Source organism: Paenibacillus sp. FSL P4-0081 (genome assembly GCF_000758565.1).
In the GTDB taxonomy this organism is placed as follows: domain Bacteria; phylum Bacillota; class Bacilli; order Paenibacillales; family Paenibacillaceae; genus Paenibacillus_AQ; species Paenibacillus_AQ phytohabitans.
Window position 1 is genome coordinate 2476665 of the sequence record NZ_CP009280.1, and the last position, 16169, is coordinate 2492833.

Genomic DNA, 16169 nt, shown 5'->3' on the forward strand with positions numbered 1-16169 from the left:
CTGTAAATAAAGCTGAAAAACACAAACACAGCACGTCTCCAGTAAATGGGGAGGTGCTGTGTTTTTTGAGTAATTCATTACGCCTGCCTAGGCAGCGCCTGCATTCACCAGAACCATGGAAATCAGCAGCATGAACACCAGCAGGATAACGGCGTTAATGATGGTCCCGAGGACTGCGAATACCTTACGGCGTCTGCGGAGTGTAAGCCCGACAATGCCGGTGACAGCTCCAATCACATTAACAGCAGCCAGGATGAGCACGGATAAGCCCAAATACATAATCGCTTCCGCTGAATCGGCAATCAGCTTATTATTCTCATTCATGATGGAGGAAGCCTGTGCACCGACATACACAAACGCAATTGCATAACATACCAGAGTAAACAGAGCGATGACAAAAGAAGCGATGCCGGGACCTGAGTGCTTGAAGTCGCGTTTGTTCTCCTGATACACGTATGCTGGATCAGCATGTATTGGCTGTTCTGATGAGCCCCATTCTGCGGGCCGGGATGGTACGGTTTCCGGTTTGGGTGGAGGATTATGGTCCATGGGCTGCACTCCTTGGGATAAAAGATTGATAGTACCACTTTTCCATAAGATGGCTCTAAAAGCAAGTATTACGGCAGAATTATCCGTAAATCCTGCTGCTGGAAATCAGCCATGCGGATACGTTAAGATAGGAGGAGTTCAAGAGACAAAGGAGCTGTATATCCATGCAACGAAGATTGGTAGCCTGGGGAGCTGTGCTGGCTATGCTGTCCGTGGGAATCGGAGCGTTCGGCGCACATATGCTGAAGGCTGTGATCAGTGAAGAGTACCTGAAAGTGTACGAGACCGGTGTCCAGTATCATATGGTTCACGCACTGGCTCTGATTCTTATCGGCCTGGCAGCAGGCCAGTGGGGAGAGAGTGCCCGGCTTGCCTGGGCAGGCCGGCTGATTGGGGCGGGAATTATTCTGTTCTCCGGCAGCCTGTATATCCTCAGCACCTCCGGGATCAAAATTCTTGGAGCCATTACACCCATCGGCGGCGTATGCTTCCTTGCCGGCTGGATATGCTTTGCCGTGGAGGCTTTCTCGCGTAAGGACTAACAAACAAGCACCCGTTCCCGGGATCCCGGGCGGGTGCTTGTTTGGGCTTGCTTACAGGAATTCGTCGATTTCATTGAGATTGAAAGTGTACACCTGCTTCTCGTCAACATGGTACACGCTTAGCGAGTTAGCGCCTTCATCAAAGTTCAGAATACGGCAGGGCATTGATACCTGCTTCCCGTGCCGGTTCGCTCTCAGCCGGACCAGCTGGTTATTCTGAATATATTGCCTGATCTTGCCGAACACGTCTGCCGGCGTTTCCGCCGGTGTCACAACAGGCGGTTTCTTGACGGGAGGTCTTTCGGCGGGCTTGTCCGCAGGCTTCTCTGGCAATTTCACTGAAACCGGCGTTGGAGTGTAAGATTCGTTTTTTAGAGCCAGCTTTGCCGAGCGCAGCAGAGTGTCTATAGTTCTTCCAAGCTCCAGACCGGAGTTAATGTTGAAATCTGTGATTTTATCGCTGTTGTTCAACATTTCAAGTAAGTATTGCAGTGCAAGCGGGTTAGTACGGGCATTAATCAGGATGTCAACATTGAAGAGATAGTTGCCGTCGGTGTGTTGTAGTTTCTTGTCCATTAATCCCCCAGCTTTATCGTTTAACACGATTCATTAAGTATTTATAAAGTATATAAACTATACCATTAAACAAGCAAAATTTATATACCCTCCGGCAGAGAATTAAGGACTTATGACCCCTCTAATTTATAAAGGAACTAGGACCATCGTCCACACGCCGTTGTAGCAGGACGCATAACTTAGATCGTGGAACGTGATAATAGGAGGTGCTGCAAATGGTAACATTGGAGCCTGTACAGGTGGGCGATTATGTCCTGGTCGGGGTTGAAGTGAAGCTGCCCAAAACTACGCTGCTCAGCATCAGCACAAGCCGGGGATATATCATGTGCGGGGCGCTGGATATAGGACTGCTCAATAATACGCTGAGTGACCGGCAGATTATTGCTGCACGGGCAGTAGGGGTGCGCACATTGCCGCAGCTGCTGGCTGCCCCGCTGGAATCCGTTACAATAGAGGCGGAGAAGCTTGGCATCGTTCCGGGAATGACTGGGGCGGAAGCCCTGCTTCTGATGGTGTAGGACAGCAGACTGGATTAGTGTTCAGCAGGGGGGCCGGCGGCCCTCCTTTTGTCTGAGGATAAGAATAATAATAATTCCGGTTGTTTCACATGTCCCGGAGCATAAGGCAAGGACTCTTGGCTCATCCTACGGGTTAGGACCGGAAGCGGCAGGACGCGGCGGGGAAAAAGCTGCTTGTCCCGTGTCCTCCTTTGTTTCGCCCTGCGGGCAGAAGGGTAAATGGAGAATAGACTACTGCATAGCCGGATGATGGACAAGCAGCCGGCAAAATATATGGATAAGGAAGGGATCAACTCATGGCTAAAGCATCAAACAAAGTAAATACCGCTTCATTGGAACAAGTACTTAACCGTCAGGTAGCTAACCTCAACGTTCTATATGTGAAAGTGCATAACTATCACTGGTATGTGAAAGGTGAGCAGTTCTTTGCCCTGCATGTGAAGTTTGAAGAACTGTACGATGATATCACGCTCAAAATGGACGAGGTTGCCGAGCGCCTTCTGAGTATCAAAGGCAGTCCTGCAGCGACGATGAAAGAATATTTGGAAATTGCCACTATTCAGGAAGCAACCGGCAAGGAAGATGCACGGGGAATGGTACAGGCACTCATCGAAGATTTCGCTACAGTAGCGGAAGAATTGACTGAAGGCATCGAACTGGCGGAAGAAGTCAGCGATCAGCCGACTGCCGACCTGTTCATCAAGATCCGCACTGATCTTGAGAAGAACCAATGGATGCTGCGCTCTTTCCTGGGCTGAGTGATAGCTGGTTAATCCTTGCTGTGTAAGTTTGAGACAAAAGTATAAACAAAGCCTCCCCTGGGATAATACCATGCGGGAGGCTTTGTTTATGCTACGAACTAAAGAAGAGAGTTCATTTAATATTGCAGCAATGAATGTATTCAGTTCCAAGTGGAAATTCAGTAATAGTTGTATATTGTGCTATTAAAAACAGCGAAAAGGGCTGCCCGTATCTTATAACTGTATTCTGTACAACTAAATCTGCCCGAATGGGTGAGAACCAAGGTCCAAAGGCAGTTTAATTGTACGAAATACAACTAAACGGATAATTGGCTGGAAATCAGACGTTTTAGTTGTACAAAGTACAACTAAGCATACGCATATACCGGAATAGGGTCACTGCAAGCAAACCATCAGCAAGCGATTTACAAAATTAGTTATTATTAGTTTAGATCAGATGCTGTTTAAGGAGCTCCAAATGTTCACCGCAGTGACGGCTAAGCTTCAAGCTCAAATCTTAAGCAAGCCTTATACTGACTAGGAGCTCTCGTCATTATTAATCATTGTGTCACTATGACTAATCACCGTTTGGATAAATTTCAGTGAAGCCTGCAGTTCCGCCTCCGAGAAGGTGTTCAAACCCTGAATAAAGCTCTGCTCAAGGCTTTCATGCATCTCGGCGTGAACGATGAAGAGCTGCCTGCCTTTGGGCGTAAGGCTGAAATAAACTTCTTTCTTGTTGTCATTCATCCGGCTGCGCTTAATACAGCCTTCCTGTAGAAGCTTGCCGCTGATTTTTGTAATGCTTGCCTTGGACAATTTCATTTTTTCCGCAATCGAGGTGCTGTTTATGGGCTCGTGGTTGCCGATGCAATCAATGACATGAATGCTCGTCAAAGAGTTTGAAGTGAAAGTCAGCCCGTACTGGCGGGTAAGATCAGCGAAAGCATCGAGCTCGGATGCAAAAAGCTGTTCGTTTAGATGCGTTAAGTGGAGTAATCGGCCATACAGCAGCCGCTTAAGTCCTTCGGATGAGTTCATAAGGCTGGGCATCTCCCTGTTATGCAAAATTATCTTTATCCTACCCCGAAATTATTCACTTGTAAACTAACGTGTGATTTCGCTGTTTAGCTATTAAAGCTCAGTCTATTTTCTAATAATTAGATTGACAGCTCTAATATTGCGAAATATAGTTTACTGGTAAACAATTTAAAATTGTTGAATGTTAACAATTTTCCGGGGAGGATAAGGATGGAGAATTTGTCTCAAGCGATAAGAGAACGGCGGACGATCCGGAAATTCAGCGCAAGGCCGGTCGAACAAGAAGTGATCGTTGCTTTGCTGAATGAGGCGGCAAGCCTGTACGAAGCTGAGGGGACGCCGCATTGGCGCTGTCTTTATTTCGGCACACCGGAGTCACGTGAAGAGCTGGCTGAGAGCATGATTGCCAAGGTGAAGGATAGTCATCTGGGAAAACTCCTTCCTGCCAGGATGACCGGATTTCTAAAAAAACAAATCACTGCTACTCCCGCCCACATCATTTTCATCGCTGAATCCGCCGAAACGCAGCGGCAGCGCGACGAAAATTACGCCGCCGTCTGCAGCATTATGCAGAATGTTCAGCTGCTGGGCTGGGAACAAGGGCTAGGAATGCTGTGGTACACGGATTCCATGTTTTGCAGCGGGTCATTTTTTGAGAAAATGGGCTTGAAGGAAGGAGAACGGTTCGCCGGGATGCTGGAAATCGGATACTTTGATAAGACGCCGAGGGCCCGGAAAAGAACCCCGGCAGAGGAGAGTTGGAGTATAATAGGTGAGGAAGACAGATTCCATCCGGATATCAACCCTGTTTCTCCGCAAGACGTCCTGAAACTGCTCAACGAGGCCGTATGGGCGCCTAATGACGGAATGAGAGAACCCTGGCGTTTTATCTTTGTAACGGGTGGTCAAGCTGCCCGGAAACTGCGATCCTCTGGAGAGGAAGCTTCAACACCATTCCTTATGGTCGTGGCCACGGAGGAATCGGATCTTCACCGGCAGGAAGAGGATTATGCGGCGGTGTGCTGTCTGATCCAGAACTTTCAGCTGCTGGCCAAGTCCGAACCATGGAACCTGCGTCGCCTGATTCCGGAATGGATTTATGACACGGAGCAGTGCAGGTCATTCGGAATTCGCCACCGGGAACGGATTGTTGCTGTGCTTGAACTGGGGGGAGACAAGAGAGTCTCTAATTCCGTGTCTGCTCCAGTGGTTGTCGAACAGTACAGCAGGGGGAGCGGTCCCGGGCAATAATCACTATTATTAGCTGTAGATACAGGCGACAGAGTAATAAAATTATAAGTCGGTATTTGTAAAAATCGGACCTTTGTAATAAAATTAGTGAGAATCATTGATAATCAACCTGATTCAATTTATAATAATTACAATGTGATATAAAATCTAATTGCTTGTAATCAGGGAAATCCTGTGACAATACAACTTTCTGATTTCGCAAATCGATCAATGGAGGGAATAATAATTATGGCAGCAGATTTTGTCATTGAGGGACTGAAAGCGACGATTGAAGGAAAAGAAATTCTGAAGGGGATCAACCTTCAAATGAAAGGCGGAGAAATTCACGCCATCATGGGACCGAACGGTACTGGTAAAAGTACTTTGGCCTCAGCCCTGATGGGTCATCCGAAGTATGTGGTTACAGAAGGCACAGCTGTGCTTGAAGGTGAAGATCTGCTGGAGATGGCGGTTGATGAACGCGCCCGTGCGGGCCTGTTCCTGGCTATGCAGTATCCGAGCGAGATCAGCGGGGTAACCAATTCCGACTTCCTGCGCAGTGCAATTAATTCCCGTCGTGAAGAGGGCAGTGAGATTTCCCTGATCCGTTTCATCCGGCTGATGGAAGCTAAGATGAAGGAACTGGATATGAATCCTGAATTCCTGCACCGCTACCTGAACGAAGGCTTCTCCGGCGGTGAGAAGAAACGTAATGAAATTCTCCAAATGATGATGCTGGACCCTAAGATCGTCATTCTTGACGAAATCGACTCCGGCCTTGATATTGATGCACTCAAAATTGTTGCCGATGGTGTGAACTCCATGCGCAGTCCGGAACGCGGATTCCTGGTTATCACTCACTATCAGCGTTTGCTTAACTACATCAAACCTGATTATGTACATGTCATGATGCAGGGACGGATTGTGAAATCCGGCGGCCCTGAGCTTGCAGAACGTCTGGAAGCAGAAGGTTATGAATGGGTTAAGGAAGAGCTCGGCATTGAAGATGAAACTGTAGGACAAGAAGCTTAGAAACGCTGGAAGGAGGAAACCACTTATGACGACGCAAACCATTCTTCCCGTGGATGCCCTGAAGCTCAGCGAATTATCGCAGAGCAGCGGCGAACCGGGCTGGCTGAAGGACAGCCGCTTGAAGGCACTGGAGCTTGCCGCTGAGCTTGCCCTGCCGAAGCTGGAGAAGACACGGATTGACCGCTGGAACATTAACAACTACGGAGAGTACAAGGCAAGCCAAACTTTCACATCTCTTGGCGAAGCACCTGCTTCAATTGCCGCTCTGATTAAGGATCAGGAGGAAGGCAGCCTGATCATTCAGCGCAATTCGGGAGCCGTATATGCCCGTCTGGCTCCTGAGCTGGCTGCGCAAGGCGTGATATTCACCGATCTGCAGACAGCAGTCAGAGAGCATGGAGATCTGGTGCAGCGTTATCTGCATAAGGCAGTATTGCCTGAAGAGCATTCCATCGCCGCACTGCATGCAGCGCTGTGGAACGGCGGGGTATTCCTCTATGTTCCGAAGAATGTCATCATCGAAACCCCGCTGCAGGCGGTGCTGTTAACGGATGATGCCGAGGCTGCATTTGTTCCGCATATTCTGATTGTTGCCGATAGTAATAGTTCATTAACCTACGTGGATAACTATGTATCAGATAAGTCCGAAGCGGGTCTGCATAATGGGGCCGTTGAGGTATTTGTAGGCGCAGGTGCCACAGTACGCTATGCCACGGTGCATCAGCTTGGGCAGGACACCACGGATGTTACCTACCGCCGTGCGGTAGTGGAGAATGACGGAACGATCGAATGGATCATCGGTGAGATGAACTATGGCGATACCGCCAGCGACACCAAGTCTGTGCTGAAGGGTAACGGCTCAAGCTCGGATGCCAAAGTAATTGCTGTAGGTACCGGTTCGCAGAAGCTGAGCTACACTACGCAGGCTCAGCATTTTGGCAGAAACACTCCGAGTGATATGGTTACCCGCGCAGTGATGCGGGATTCGGCCACTTCCATTATTAACGGAATTACGAAAATCGAGAAAGGTGCGACAAGAGCGGACGGACAGCAGACCGAGAAGGTTCTGATGCTGAGTCCCAAAGCACGCGGCGACGCCAACCCGATCCTCCTTATAGATGAAGATGATGTAACTGCAGGCCATGCCGCTTCCGTAGGACAGGTCAATTACGAGCAAGTCTATTACCTGATGTCCCGGGGAATTACGCGGCATGACGCAGAAACACTGATCATATACGGCTTCCTGGCTCCTGTTGTGTCGCAAATTCCACTGGAGGGACTGCGCAATCAGCTCCAATCTCTTGTGGAAAGGAAGTTAGGCCAATGATTAGCAGCGGAGTTCGGGAGCAATTTCCCATCTTAAATCAGAATATTAACGGACACCCGCTGGTGTATCTGGACAGCGCGGCAACTTCACAGAAGCCGCGCCAGGTCATTGAGGCGGTCAAGTCTTATTATGAATGGGATAACGCCAATGTTCACCGCGGGGTGCACACACTGGGCAGCCGGGCAACCGATGCTTACGAAGGCGCCCGCGAGAAGCTGGCTAAGTTCATTAATGCCCGCAGCACCAAGGAAATTATTTTCACACGCGGTACTACAAGTGCACTTAATATTGTAGCTTCATCTTATGGACCTTCCGTCCTGCAAGAGGGCGATGAGATCGTAATTACCCAGATGGAGCATCACAGCAATTTCATTCCCTGGCAGCAGCTGGCCAAGAAGACAGGGGCAACCCTGAAATTCCTTCCTTTGCAGAAGGATGGTACAGTGACACTGGAGGATGCCGAGAAGACGATTACGGCTCAGACCAAGATCGTAGCTATCGCGTATGTATCCAATGTTATGGGGATTACCCATCCTATCAAAGAGCTTGCAGCAATTGCTCACCGCAACGGTGCTGTAATCGTGGTGGACGGAGCACAGAGCACACCGCATATGAAGGTGGATATGCAGGATCTGGACTGTGACTTCTATGCACTGTCCGGTCACAAGATGCTCGCCCCTACCGGAATTGGCGCTTTGTACGGTAAGAAGGCACTGCTGGAGGCCATGGAGCCTGTCGAGTTCGGCGGCGAGATGATTGATGATGTAGGCCTGTACGAATCGACCTGGAAAGAGCTGCCCTGGAAGTTCGAAGGCGGGACACCGATTATTGCGGGTGCCGTTGGACTGGGAGCAGCAATTGATTTCCTGCAGGAGGTTGGACTGGATAATATTCACCGCCATGAGATGCAGCTTGCGGCGTATGCGGAGGAGCGGCTGTCAGAGATCAGTGATCTGACGATCTACGGCCCACGGAACCGCCAGGTAGGAGTAGTAACCTTCAATCTTGGCGATGTCCATCCGCATGACGTAGCTACGGTGCTGGATGCAGAGGGCATTGCTGTCCGCGCCGGACATCATTGCTGCCAGCCGCTGATGCGCTGGCTGGAGGTCAGCTCTACAGCCCGGGCCAGCTTCTACCTGTATAATACGGAACAGGATGTAGATTCGCTGGTTCAAGGCTTAATCAAGGCAAAGGAGTATTTCGCCTATGAACTTGGATGACTTATATAGACGCGTAATTATGGATCATTACAAAAATCCCCGGAACCGTGGTTCATTCGAAGATGATGCACTCAAGATTGAGCTGAACAACCCTACCTGCGGCGACCGCATTACGCTTCAGCTTAAGGTAGAGGACGGCGTCGTCAAGGACGCCCGTTATAGCGGCGAAGGCTGTTCAATCAGCATGTCGTCGGCTTCGATGATGACGGAAGCGGTCAAAGGTCAGACTGTAGCGCATGCGCTTGAACTGGCGGACAGCTTCTCCTCTCTGATGAAGGGTGAAGAAGCAGATTTCGGAGACTACGAAGATATTGAAGCCCTGTCCGGTGTTAATAAATTTCCGGCGCGGATCAAATGTGCCACACTGGCCTGGAACGCGCTACGCAAAGGCATAGATACGGAAGAGAATCACCCACAACATTAGAAACAAGGAGGCTGACACCATGGCTAAGAAAGCGCCTGATATGGAAGAGTACCAGTATGGATTCCGTGATGAGCACAAATCGATATTTCAGTCTGGTAAAGGACTCACGGAAGAAATTGTCCGGGAAATCTCCGCAATTAAGAATGAACCGGAATGGATGCTTAATTTCCGTCTGAAATCCCTGGAGCAGTTCCGCAAGATGCCGATGCCTAAGTGGGGCGGCAATCTGGACGATCTGGATTTCGAGGACATTCAATATTATGTAAGACCTTCGGAGAAGCAGGGTAAGACGTGGGAAGAAGTGCCTTCCGAGATCAAGGAAACCTTCGATAAGCTGGGTATTCCCGAAGCGGAGCAGAAATTCCTTGCCGGTGTCTCGGCACAGTATGAATCTGAGGTTGTATACCACAGCATGCAGAAGAACCTTGAGGATCAAGGTGTAATCTTCACAGATACGGATTCTGCACTTCGTGATCACCCTGAGCTGTTCAAGAAGTTCTTCGGTACCATCATTCCTCCGGCAGATAACAAGTTCGCCGCACTTAACAGTGCAGTGTGGTCCGGCGGCAGCTTCATCTATGTTCCGAAGGGTGTGAAATGTGAAGTGCCTTTGCAGGCGTACTTCCGTATCAACTCCGAGAACATGGGACAATTCGAGCGGACCCTGATTCTCGCAGATGAAGACAGCTTCGTGCATTATGTTGAGGGCTGTACGGCTCCGATCTATAGCACCAACTCCCTGCATAGTGCAGTCGTTGAAATCCTGTGCATGAAGAATGCGCGTGTGCGTTACACAACCATTCAGAACTGGGCACCGAATATCTACAACCTGGTAACCAAACGTGCGGTTGCTGAAGAGAATGCGACAATGGAATGGGTTGACGGCAACATCGGTTCCAAGCTGACGATGAAATATCCGGCAGTCGTGCTTAAGGGCCGTGGAGCCAAAGGTTCCGTATTGTCCATTGCGGTTGCGGGTAAGAACCAGCATCAGGATGCCGGCGCCAAGATGATTCATCTGGCACCTGATACCACGTCCACGATCGTCTCCAAGTCGATCAGCAAGCACGGCGGCAAGGTGACTTACCGCGGACTCGCTTCCTTCGGCCGTCAGGCAGAAGGCGCGAAATCCAATATCAAATGTGATACGCTTATTCTGGATAACGAGTCCACCTCGGACACGATTCCTTACAATGAGATCATGAATGATAACATTGTGCTTGAGCATGAAGCTACAGTATCCAAGGTCTCTGAAGAGCAGCTGTTCTATCTCCAGAGCCGCGGCCTGACTGAAGCTGAAGCTACGCAAATGATCGTTATGGGCTTCATCGAACCGTTCACCAAAGAGCTGCCGATGGAATACGCGGTAGAGATGAACAGATTGATTAAATTCGAGATGGAAGGCTCCATCGGTTAACAGGAGCTTCGATCTTCGATTATAACCACGCAATATCCAGTACGTGCCCACAGATTCTTGACGCAATATTGTCTAAGATCTGTGGGCATTTTTATGTGGTATGGGGAATTATACAATGTGAAATAATGTAGTGGACACAGGAGCAACCGTGTAAGTTATATCTTTCCGGTCTTAAGGAGGCCCCGATGAGAAAATTGGTCGTATCAGAGTTTATGACGCTGGATGGAGTAATGGAGAATCCGCAGTGGACTTTCGCCTATGGTGGTGAAGAACAGGAGAAATACAAGTTCGGTGAATTGAAGGATGCCGATGCTCTGCTGCTGGGCCGTGTGACGTATGAGGCATTTGCTGCTGCCTGGCCCAATATGCTGGAGCAGACCGGGGAATACGGCGAGATGATGAACGGTTATGCCAAACATGTCGTCTCCACAACGCTCTCCGAAGTCACCTGGAACAATTCAAGTCTCATTAAGGACAACCTGCTGGAGGAGATTAATAAGCTTAAGCAGCAGCCGGGCCGAGATATTCTGGTATTCGGCAGCTGTACGCTGGTCCAGAGCCTGATCAGCCTGGGTCTTGTGGATGAATTCCGCCTGATGGTATTCCCGGTGCTGCTTGGCAGCGGCAAACGGCTATTCGGTGAAGGACTTAAGGAGCAGGGACTGCACTTGACAGATACCCTGAGATTCTCCCCGGGTGTGGTTGTTGCCAGCTACAAGCCGGTTAAGGATTAGGATTAATGTTCAGGCAAATGGCGTAAAGAGATTTTGAATAAGTTTTACTAATAGGGTTAGCGGATAGACTTAGCGAATTAGCGCAAGCACCGGAGCATAGCTGTTATGCTCTGCTGCTTGTGTTTTTTTGTGTGTAGACACGATGATTCTGTGTGTAGTCACGATGAAGTGGACAGAGAAGCGCTTATTTGTTCAAAATGACCCATATTGTCGCTGAAACGGACTGAGATTCCGTTATATTGTATTTTCGCGCCTGAAAGGAGGGGCGCGCGATCAAATAAAGGAATGTGAGTCCGGGTGACAGGCGAATTCTCCTGATTTGCCCGATTAGCGGAATGTCAGTCCGCCTCAGGCAGGAAGGGGGCCGTTAAAGGCTTACAGCGACGCCTTTGAAATATTAATACATAATATTCCTTTTAACGGACGGCCAAAAAGCAGTTTCGCAGGGTTGAATCTTGCTATATCTTAATTGAGCAGTATTTACGAGGAAATAGGAGGAATTAAAGCTATGGGAGGTCTTTTCTACCTGCTTAAGCCCTGTTTTTTCCGAAAAAACAAGGAAAATGCTCATTTCTCCCCTTTGCCGCATTAAATCATGGGTGATAAACTGCTTAAAGTCCCTAAATTGAAAGCGCATAAAAAGGTGGCTTAAGATGTGAGGTTTGGGACTAAGACCATGCTTACGAAGCGGGTTATACTTCGTAAAGCTAAGACCATGCTTACGAAGTAGCTTTACTTCGTAAAGCTTTAAGGAGGAGAGATATGGATGTTCTCAGGCAACTGCGGGGCTTTTATCGGGAGAAACTGCACTATTTGATTCTGTCGATTATATGTTTGGCGGCCGCAACTGCAGTGGGGCTTATTACCCCCAATTTGTTAAGGAGATTGATTGATGATGTTATTGTTCCCCTAAAGTTTACTGAGGTGCCCGTACTCGCTCTTAGTGTGCTTGCTGTAATTATTGTTAAGGCCTGCCTGCAATTTGCCCATGGCTTCTTCGGTGGACGGCTGGGGAATTTTCTGGCCTACCGGCTGCGCAATGCCTGCTATGAGAAGCTGCAATTCCTGTCCTTCCGTTACTATGATACGGCGAAGACAGGTGACCTGATGTCCCGGCTGACCGGGGATTTGGAAGCGATCCGGATGTTCATCGGCTTCGGATTTGCCCAATTGCTGAATGTGTTTTTCATGGTTTTGTTCGGTTCCATCATGATGTTCACAATCAACTGGCAGCTTACGCTGGTTACTCTGATCACTATGCCGTTCCTGGCTGTAGTTGCACTCAGATTCGAATCCAAGATTCACCCGGCCTTTCAGGAGATGCGTCTGGCGTTAAGCTCCCTGACAACGGCTGTACAGGAGAATGTCACCGGGGTGAGAACAGTCAAATCGTTTGCCAGAGAGGCTTACGAAGTTGAGAAGTTCTCACACCGTAATGAACGTTATAAGGATAATCAGATTTTTGCCGCCGAACTATGGAGTAAATTCTTCCCTGTGATGGAGCTGCTCGCTTCGGTCAGTGTAGCGATATTGCTGGGGGTTGGCGGTACACTGGTCATTAACAAGCATATGTCGCTCGGAGAACTCGTCGCTTTCTTCAGCCTGATCTGGTATATTATCGGCCCGGTATGGGGCCTTGGCTTCCAAATCAACAACTATACCCAGTCCAAGGCATCGGGAGAACGCGTGCTTCAAGTCCTTAATCAGCAGATTGATGTGAAGGATAAAGAGAATGCAAGTGAGCTTGTACCGTCCGAAGTGAAAGGCGAAGTGGATTTCGATCATGTTACTTTTGCTTACGGGAACAAGATGCCGGCAGTCAAGGATATTCACTTCCATGCTGAGCCAGGTGCGGTCATCGGATTCCTGGGAGGAACCGGCTCCGGGAAATCCACCATTACCCAATTGATGATGCGCGCTTATGATGTGAATCAAGGAAGTATCAAGCTCGATGGGGTGGATATCCGTGAATTCCAGGTCCGCAGTCTGCGGGCACAGATCTCGACGGTGTTCCAGGAGACGTTCCTGTTCTCCTCCTCGATCCGCAATAATATCTCCTATGGACTCAAAAATGTCAGCATGGATGAAATCATCCGTGCCGCCGAGCTGGCGAAGGCGCATGAGTTCATTATGGAGATGCCGGAGGGCTATGATACTGTGGTAGGTGAACGCGGGATGGGCCTCTCCGGCGGACAAAAGCAGCGGATTGCCATTGCCCGTGCGCTGCTGAAGAACCCGCGGATTCTCATTCTGGATGATGCGACCAGCGCGGTCGACATGGAGACGGAGCATGAGATTCAGGCAGGATTCCAGGAGGTTATGCGCGGACGTACAACCTTGATCATTGCCCACCGGATCTCCTCACTGCGCCATGCCGACCAGATTATAGTTATGAATGAAGGGAAGATGGTGCAGCAAGGAACGCATAAGGAACTGATTGAGGTTCCGGGACCTTACCAGGATGTATACCGGATTCAATATGCCGATTATTTGGCCAGGGATAATGAACTAGGGGCAGGTGATCCGGCATGAATCTTGAGACATCCAAGCAGACCGCAAGTGCGGCATTAGAGAAGGATAACAGCAAGGCAGAGGAACAGACTTTGGAGGAGCGTTTCGTCTACAAGGATGATGACGTGATTGACAAGGCTTTTGACTGGAAGCAGTTCACCCGCCTGTTCGGCTATATGAAGCCGTATGCCAGGCAGATGCTGCCGCTCGTCGCGGTAATGATGATTCTGGGTACAGTGACGAAGCTGACGGTTCCGTTCCTGACGAGTATGGCGATCGATAAGGCGATTGCTCCCGAGGACGGCAACTCAAGTCTTACGCTGCTATACACGCTGACAGCCAGTGTTATTGTGCTATATCTGATTCAATGGATCGCCGGTGTGTACCGGATTAAGTATACGAATGTGATCGGGCAACGGGTCATCTATGATCTGCGCTCGGATCTGTTCCGCCATATTCAGAAGCTCTCCTTCAACTTCTTCGACAAAAGACCGGCCGGATCAGTACTGGTGCGGGTGACGAATGATATCAACTCGCTGCAGGATTTGTTCACGAACGGGGTCGTCAACCTGATGATCGACTGCGTCCAGCTGGTCGGCATTATGGTCATTCTGCTGCTGATCAACTGGAAGCTGGGACTTGCGGTAATGATTACTGTACCGGTTATGTTCCTGATCTCCACCAAGCTGCGGCAGCGGATCCGGATCGCCTGGCAGGATGTGCGGATGAAGAATTCCCGGATCAACTCCCATCTGAATGAGTCGATTCAGGGGATTCGCGTGACCCAGGCCTACACTCAGGAAGAAGAAAATATGCATTATTTCGATGCCATGAACATGGACAGCCGGAAATCCTGGAACAAGGCTTCGGCAATGAACCAGGCGTTCGGTCCGATTATTGAAGTCACCGGCGGCTTCGGAACGATGATCCTCTTCTGGTTCGGGGCTTATCTGATCCAGTCCGGTGAGCTTACCGTTGGTTTCCTGGTGGCCTTCAGTACGTATGTCAGTAACTTCTGGGACCCGATTAACCGCCTCGGCCAGATGTACAATCAGCTGCTGGTGGCCATGGCTTCCTCGGAGCGGATCTTCGAGTATCTCGATGAGCAGCCTGCGGTTCAGGATAAGCCGGGTGCAACGCCGCTGTCCAAGATTCAGGGGGACATTCACTTTAACAAGGTCGTATTTGAATATGAAAAAGGCCGCGCCGCGCTCAAAGGCATTGATCTCGATGTGAAAGCCGGCCAATCGATTGCCCTTGTCGGCCATACCGGCTCCGGTAAAAGCACGATCATCAACCTCATCGGCCGGTTCTATGATATCAAGAGCGGCGACATCACGATCGACGGCAGAGATATCCGTGATGTAACCCTGCAGAGTCTGCGGGAACAGATCGGGATCGTGCTCCAGGATACCTTCATCTTCTCAGGAACGATAAGGGACAATATCCGGTTTGGACGGCTGGATGCTACAAATGAGGAGATTGAAGAAGTTGCCAAGGCAGTGGACGCGCATGACTTCATTATGAAGCTGCCGGGCGGCTATGAGACCGAAGTTGAAGAGCGCGGCAGCGCACTGTCCATGGGCCAGCGCCAGCTGCTGTCCTTCGCCCGGGCGCTGCTCGCCGATCCGCGGATTCTGATTCTGGATGAAGCGACAGCCAGTATCGATACGGAGACGGAGATCAAGATCCAGGAAGCGCTGAAGCTGCTGCTTCAGGGCCGGACCTCCTTCATCGTAGCCCACCGGCTCTCCACCATCCGCCATGCGGATAAGATTGTGGTGCTGGATCATGGCGAGATCAAGGAAGAAGGCAATCACGCCGAGCTTACCGAGCGTGACGGCATTTATAACGGTTTAATTGAAGCGCAGTTCCGCTTCTTATAGCAGAATGACAGACAGAAGCCCTCCCCGGCACACTTTAATTAGCAGGGAGGGCTACTGTTATTTTTATAGAAATTCACCCTTGCCGCTTGGCGGCTCTGCCGGTTACCCGGACCTCCAGCATCTGTGCACTGATCTCCTGCTGCCACTGAGAGTCTTTCGTATGTGCCGCCAGCATGGCTTCATTATTCAGCCGGGCCATTTCCCAGCAGTACACCGTGTTGACATGAAGGCAGTGCTGCTGCTCGTCACGTTCCGCTGCGGCCAGCGGCCGCTTCAGACTAAGAGTATACAGCTCCGCAAGGCGCTGATGAACTGCAAGCATAGGTTATCTCCTCCAAATGATCTTTTGCTATCAGCCTAGCCTTGGAGGCCGGGATTCAAACCGGGGAAAATAAAGTTCTTGAAATCGCTTTTTTTTA

The 16169-nt window shown here is 49.8% G+C and carries 16 protein-coding genes; 12 read left to right on the top strand and 4 right to left on the bottom strand.

Annotated features, from left to right (window positions below):
* Positions 1 to 87 precede the first annotated feature (87 nt).
* Complete coding sequence (locus tag P40081_RS10390; protein WP_052421758.1) at positions 88 to 549, bottom strand: hypothetical protein; 462 nt, start codon at positions 547 to 549, stop codon at positions 88 to 90.
* Positions 550 to 713: 164 nt separating this feature from the next.
* Between P40081_RS10390 and P40081_RS10395 the strand changes: the two genes are divergently transcribed.
* Positions 714 to 1091, top strand: a complete 378-nt coding sequence (locus tag P40081_RS10395) for a DUF423 domain-containing protein (protein ID WP_039307497.1) — start codon at positions 714 to 716, stop codon at positions 1089 to 1091.
* Between the two features lie 51 nt (positions 1092 to 1142).
* Here P40081_RS10395 and P40081_RS10400 read toward each other — a convergent pair whose 3' ends face one another.
* Positions 1143 to 1667: a hypothetical protein gene (locus P40081_RS10400; RefSeq protein ID WP_042135266.1), complete on the bottom strand. Its 525-nt coding sequence runs from the start codon at positions 1665 to 1667 to the stop codon at positions 1143 to 1145.
* A 215-nt stretch (positions 1668 to 1882) separates the two neighbouring features.
* On the opposite strand from P40081_RS10400, the gene P40081_RS10405 reads away from it, so the two are divergent.
* Entirely contained in the window at positions 1883 to 2185 is a 303-nt protein-coding gene (locus P40081_RS10405; RefSeq protein ID WP_039307501.1) for a YunC family protein, read from the top strand.
* Between the two features lie 296 nt (positions 2186 to 2481).
* Positions 2482 to 2943 (top strand): Dps family protein, encoded by a 462-nt coding sequence (locus P40081_RS10410; RefSeq protein ID WP_039307503.1) that lies wholly within the window; start codon positions 2482 to 2484, stop codon positions 2941 to 2943.
* 519 nt (positions 2944 to 3462) lie between these two features.
* Here the strand turns inward: P40081_RS10410 and P40081_RS10415 are convergent.
* Entirely contained in the window at positions 3463 to 3966 is a 504-nt protein-coding gene (locus P40081_RS10415; RefSeq protein ID WP_042135268.1) for a MarR family transcriptional regulator, read from the bottom strand.
* A gap of 210 nt (positions 3967 to 4176) precedes the next feature.
* Here P40081_RS10415 and P40081_RS10420 point away from each other — a divergent pair, with 210 nt between their 5' ends.
* The 9 genes from P40081_RS10420 to P40081_RS10460 all read left to right on the top strand — a co-directional run bounded on the left by P40081_RS10420 (position 4177) and on the right by P40081_RS10460 (position 15750).
* Positions 4177 to 5217, top strand: coding sequence for a nitroreductase family protein (locus tag P40081_RS10420; RefSeq protein WP_042135270.1), 1041 nt, complete (start codon positions 4177 to 4179; stop codon positions 5215 to 5217).
* Between the two features lie 228 nt (positions 5218 to 5445).
* Positions 5446 to 6228 (top strand): Fe-S cluster assembly ATPase SufC, encoded by a 783-nt coding sequence (sufC, locus tag P40081_RS10425; RefSeq protein WP_042135273.1) that lies wholly within the window; start codon positions 5446 to 5448, stop codon positions 6226 to 6228.
* Between the two features lie 25 nt (positions 6229 to 6253).
* Entirely contained in the window at positions 6254 to 7555 is a 1302-nt protein-coding gene (sufD, locus tag P40081_RS10430) for a Fe-S cluster assembly protein SufD (protein ID WP_042135275.1), read from the top strand.
* Positions 7552 to 8778, top strand: coding sequence for a cysteine desulfurase (locus tag P40081_RS10435; RefSeq protein WP_042135277.1), 1227 nt, complete (start codon positions 7552 to 7554; stop codon positions 8776 to 8778). The genes sufD and P40081_RS10435 overlap by 4 nt, the downstream gene beginning before the upstream one ends.
* A complete protein-coding gene (gene sufU, locus P40081_RS10440) occupies positions 8765 to 9202 on the top strand; it encodes a Fe-S cluster assembly sulfur transfer protein SufU (RefSeq protein ID WP_042135279.1) in 438 nt (145 codons plus the stop codon). The genes P40081_RS10435 and sufU overlap by 14 nt, the downstream gene beginning before the upstream one ends.
* A 19-nt stretch (positions 9203 to 9221) precedes the next feature.
* On the top strand, positions 9222 to 10619 hold the full coding sequence (gene sufB / locus P40081_RS10445) for a Fe-S cluster assembly protein SufB (protein ID WP_042135281.1): 1398 nt from the start codon (positions 9222 to 9224) through the stop codon (positions 10617 to 10619).
* Between the two features lie 185 nt (positions 10620 to 10804).
* Positions 10805 to 11353 (top strand): dihydrofolate reductase family protein, encoded by a 549-nt coding sequence (locus P40081_RS10450; RefSeq protein WP_042135283.1) that lies wholly within the window; start codon positions 10805 to 10807, stop codon positions 11351 to 11353.
* A gap of 762 nt (positions 11354 to 12115) precedes the next feature.
* Positions 12116 to 13885: an ABC transporter ATP-binding protein gene (locus tag P40081_RS10455; RefSeq protein WP_039300219.1), complete on the top strand. Its 1770-nt coding sequence runs from the start codon at positions 12116 to 12118 to the stop codon at positions 13883 to 13885.
* Positions 13882 to 15750 (top strand): ABC transporter ATP-binding protein, encoded by a 1869-nt coding sequence (locus P40081_RS10460; RefSeq protein ID WP_081969908.1) that lies wholly within the window; start codon positions 13882 to 13884, stop codon positions 15748 to 15750. The genes P40081_RS10455 and P40081_RS10460 overlap by 4 nt, the downstream gene beginning before the upstream one ends.
* Positions 15751 to 15823: 73 nt before the next feature.
* Here the strand turns inward: P40081_RS10460 and P40081_RS10465 are convergent, their stop codons facing one another.
* Positions 15824 to 16072, bottom strand: a complete 249-nt coding sequence (locus tag P40081_RS10465) for a DUF7667 family protein (protein WP_039300213.1) — start codon at positions 16070 to 16072, stop codon at positions 15824 to 15826.
* Positions 16073 to 16169: the final 97 nt, after the last annotated feature.

Bases quoted from the DNA above. Each gene is read 5' to 3' on its own strand.
- P40081_RS10450 (WP_042135283.1), top strand. From the start codon at position 10,805: ATGAGAAAATTGGTCGTATCAGAGTTTATGACGCTGGATGGAGTAATG.
- sufC (WP_042135273.1), top strand. From the start codon at position 5,446: ATGGCAGCAGATTTTGTCATTGAGGGACTGAAAGCGACGATTGAAGGA.
- P40081_RS10455 (WP_039300219.1), top strand. From the start codon at position 12,116: ATGGATGTTCTCAGGCAACTGCGGGGCTTTTATCGGGAGAAACTGCAC.
- P40081_RS10390 (WP_052421758.1), bottom strand. From the start codon at position 549: ATGGACCATAATCCTCCACCCAAACCGGAAACCGTACCATCCCGGCCC.
- P40081_RS10435 (WP_042135277.1), top strand. From the start codon at position 7,552: ATGATTAGCAGCGGAGTTCGGGAGCAATTTCCCATCTTAAATCAGAAT.
- P40081_RS10410 (WP_039307503.1), top strand. From the start codon at position 2,482: ATGGCTAAAGCATCAAACAAAGTAAATACCGCTTCATTGGAACAAGTA.
- sufB (WP_042135281.1), top strand. From the start codon at position 9,222: ATGGCTAAGAAAGCGCCTGATATGGAAGAGTACCAGTATGGATTCCGT.
- sufU (WP_042135279.1), top strand. From the start codon at position 8,765: ATGAACTTGGATGACTTATATAGACGCGTAATTATGGATCATTACAAA.
- P40081_RS10415 (WP_042135268.1), bottom strand. From the start codon at position 3,966: ATGAACTCATCCGAAGGACTTAAGCGGCTGCTGTATGGCCGATTACTC.
- P40081_RS10400 (WP_042135266.1), bottom strand. From the start codon at position 1,667: ATGGACAAGAAACTACAACACACCGACGGCAACTATCTCTTCAATGTT.
- P40081_RS10460 (WP_081969908.1), top strand. From the start codon at position 13,882: ATGAATCTTGAGACATCCAAGCAGACCGCAAGTGCGGCATTAGAGAAG.
- P40081_RS10465 (WP_039300213.1), bottom strand. From the start codon at position 16,072: ATGCTTGCAGTTCATCAGCGCCTTGCGGAGCTGTATACTCTTAGTCTG.
- P40081_RS10405 (WP_039307501.1), top strand. From the start codon at position 1,883: ATGGTAACATTGGAGCCTGTACAGGTGGGCGATTATGTCCTGGTCGGG.
- P40081_RS10420 (WP_042135270.1), top strand. From the start codon at position 4,177: ATGGAGAATTTGTCTCAAGCGATAAGAGAACGGCGGACGATCCGGAAA.
- P40081_RS10395 (WP_039307497.1), top strand. From the start codon at position 714: ATGCAACGAAGATTGGTAGCCTGGGGAGCTGTGCTGGCTATGCTGTCC.
- sufD (WP_042135275.1), top strand. From the start codon at position 6,254: ATGACGACGCAAACCATTCTTCCCGTGGATGCCCTGAAGCTCAGCGAA.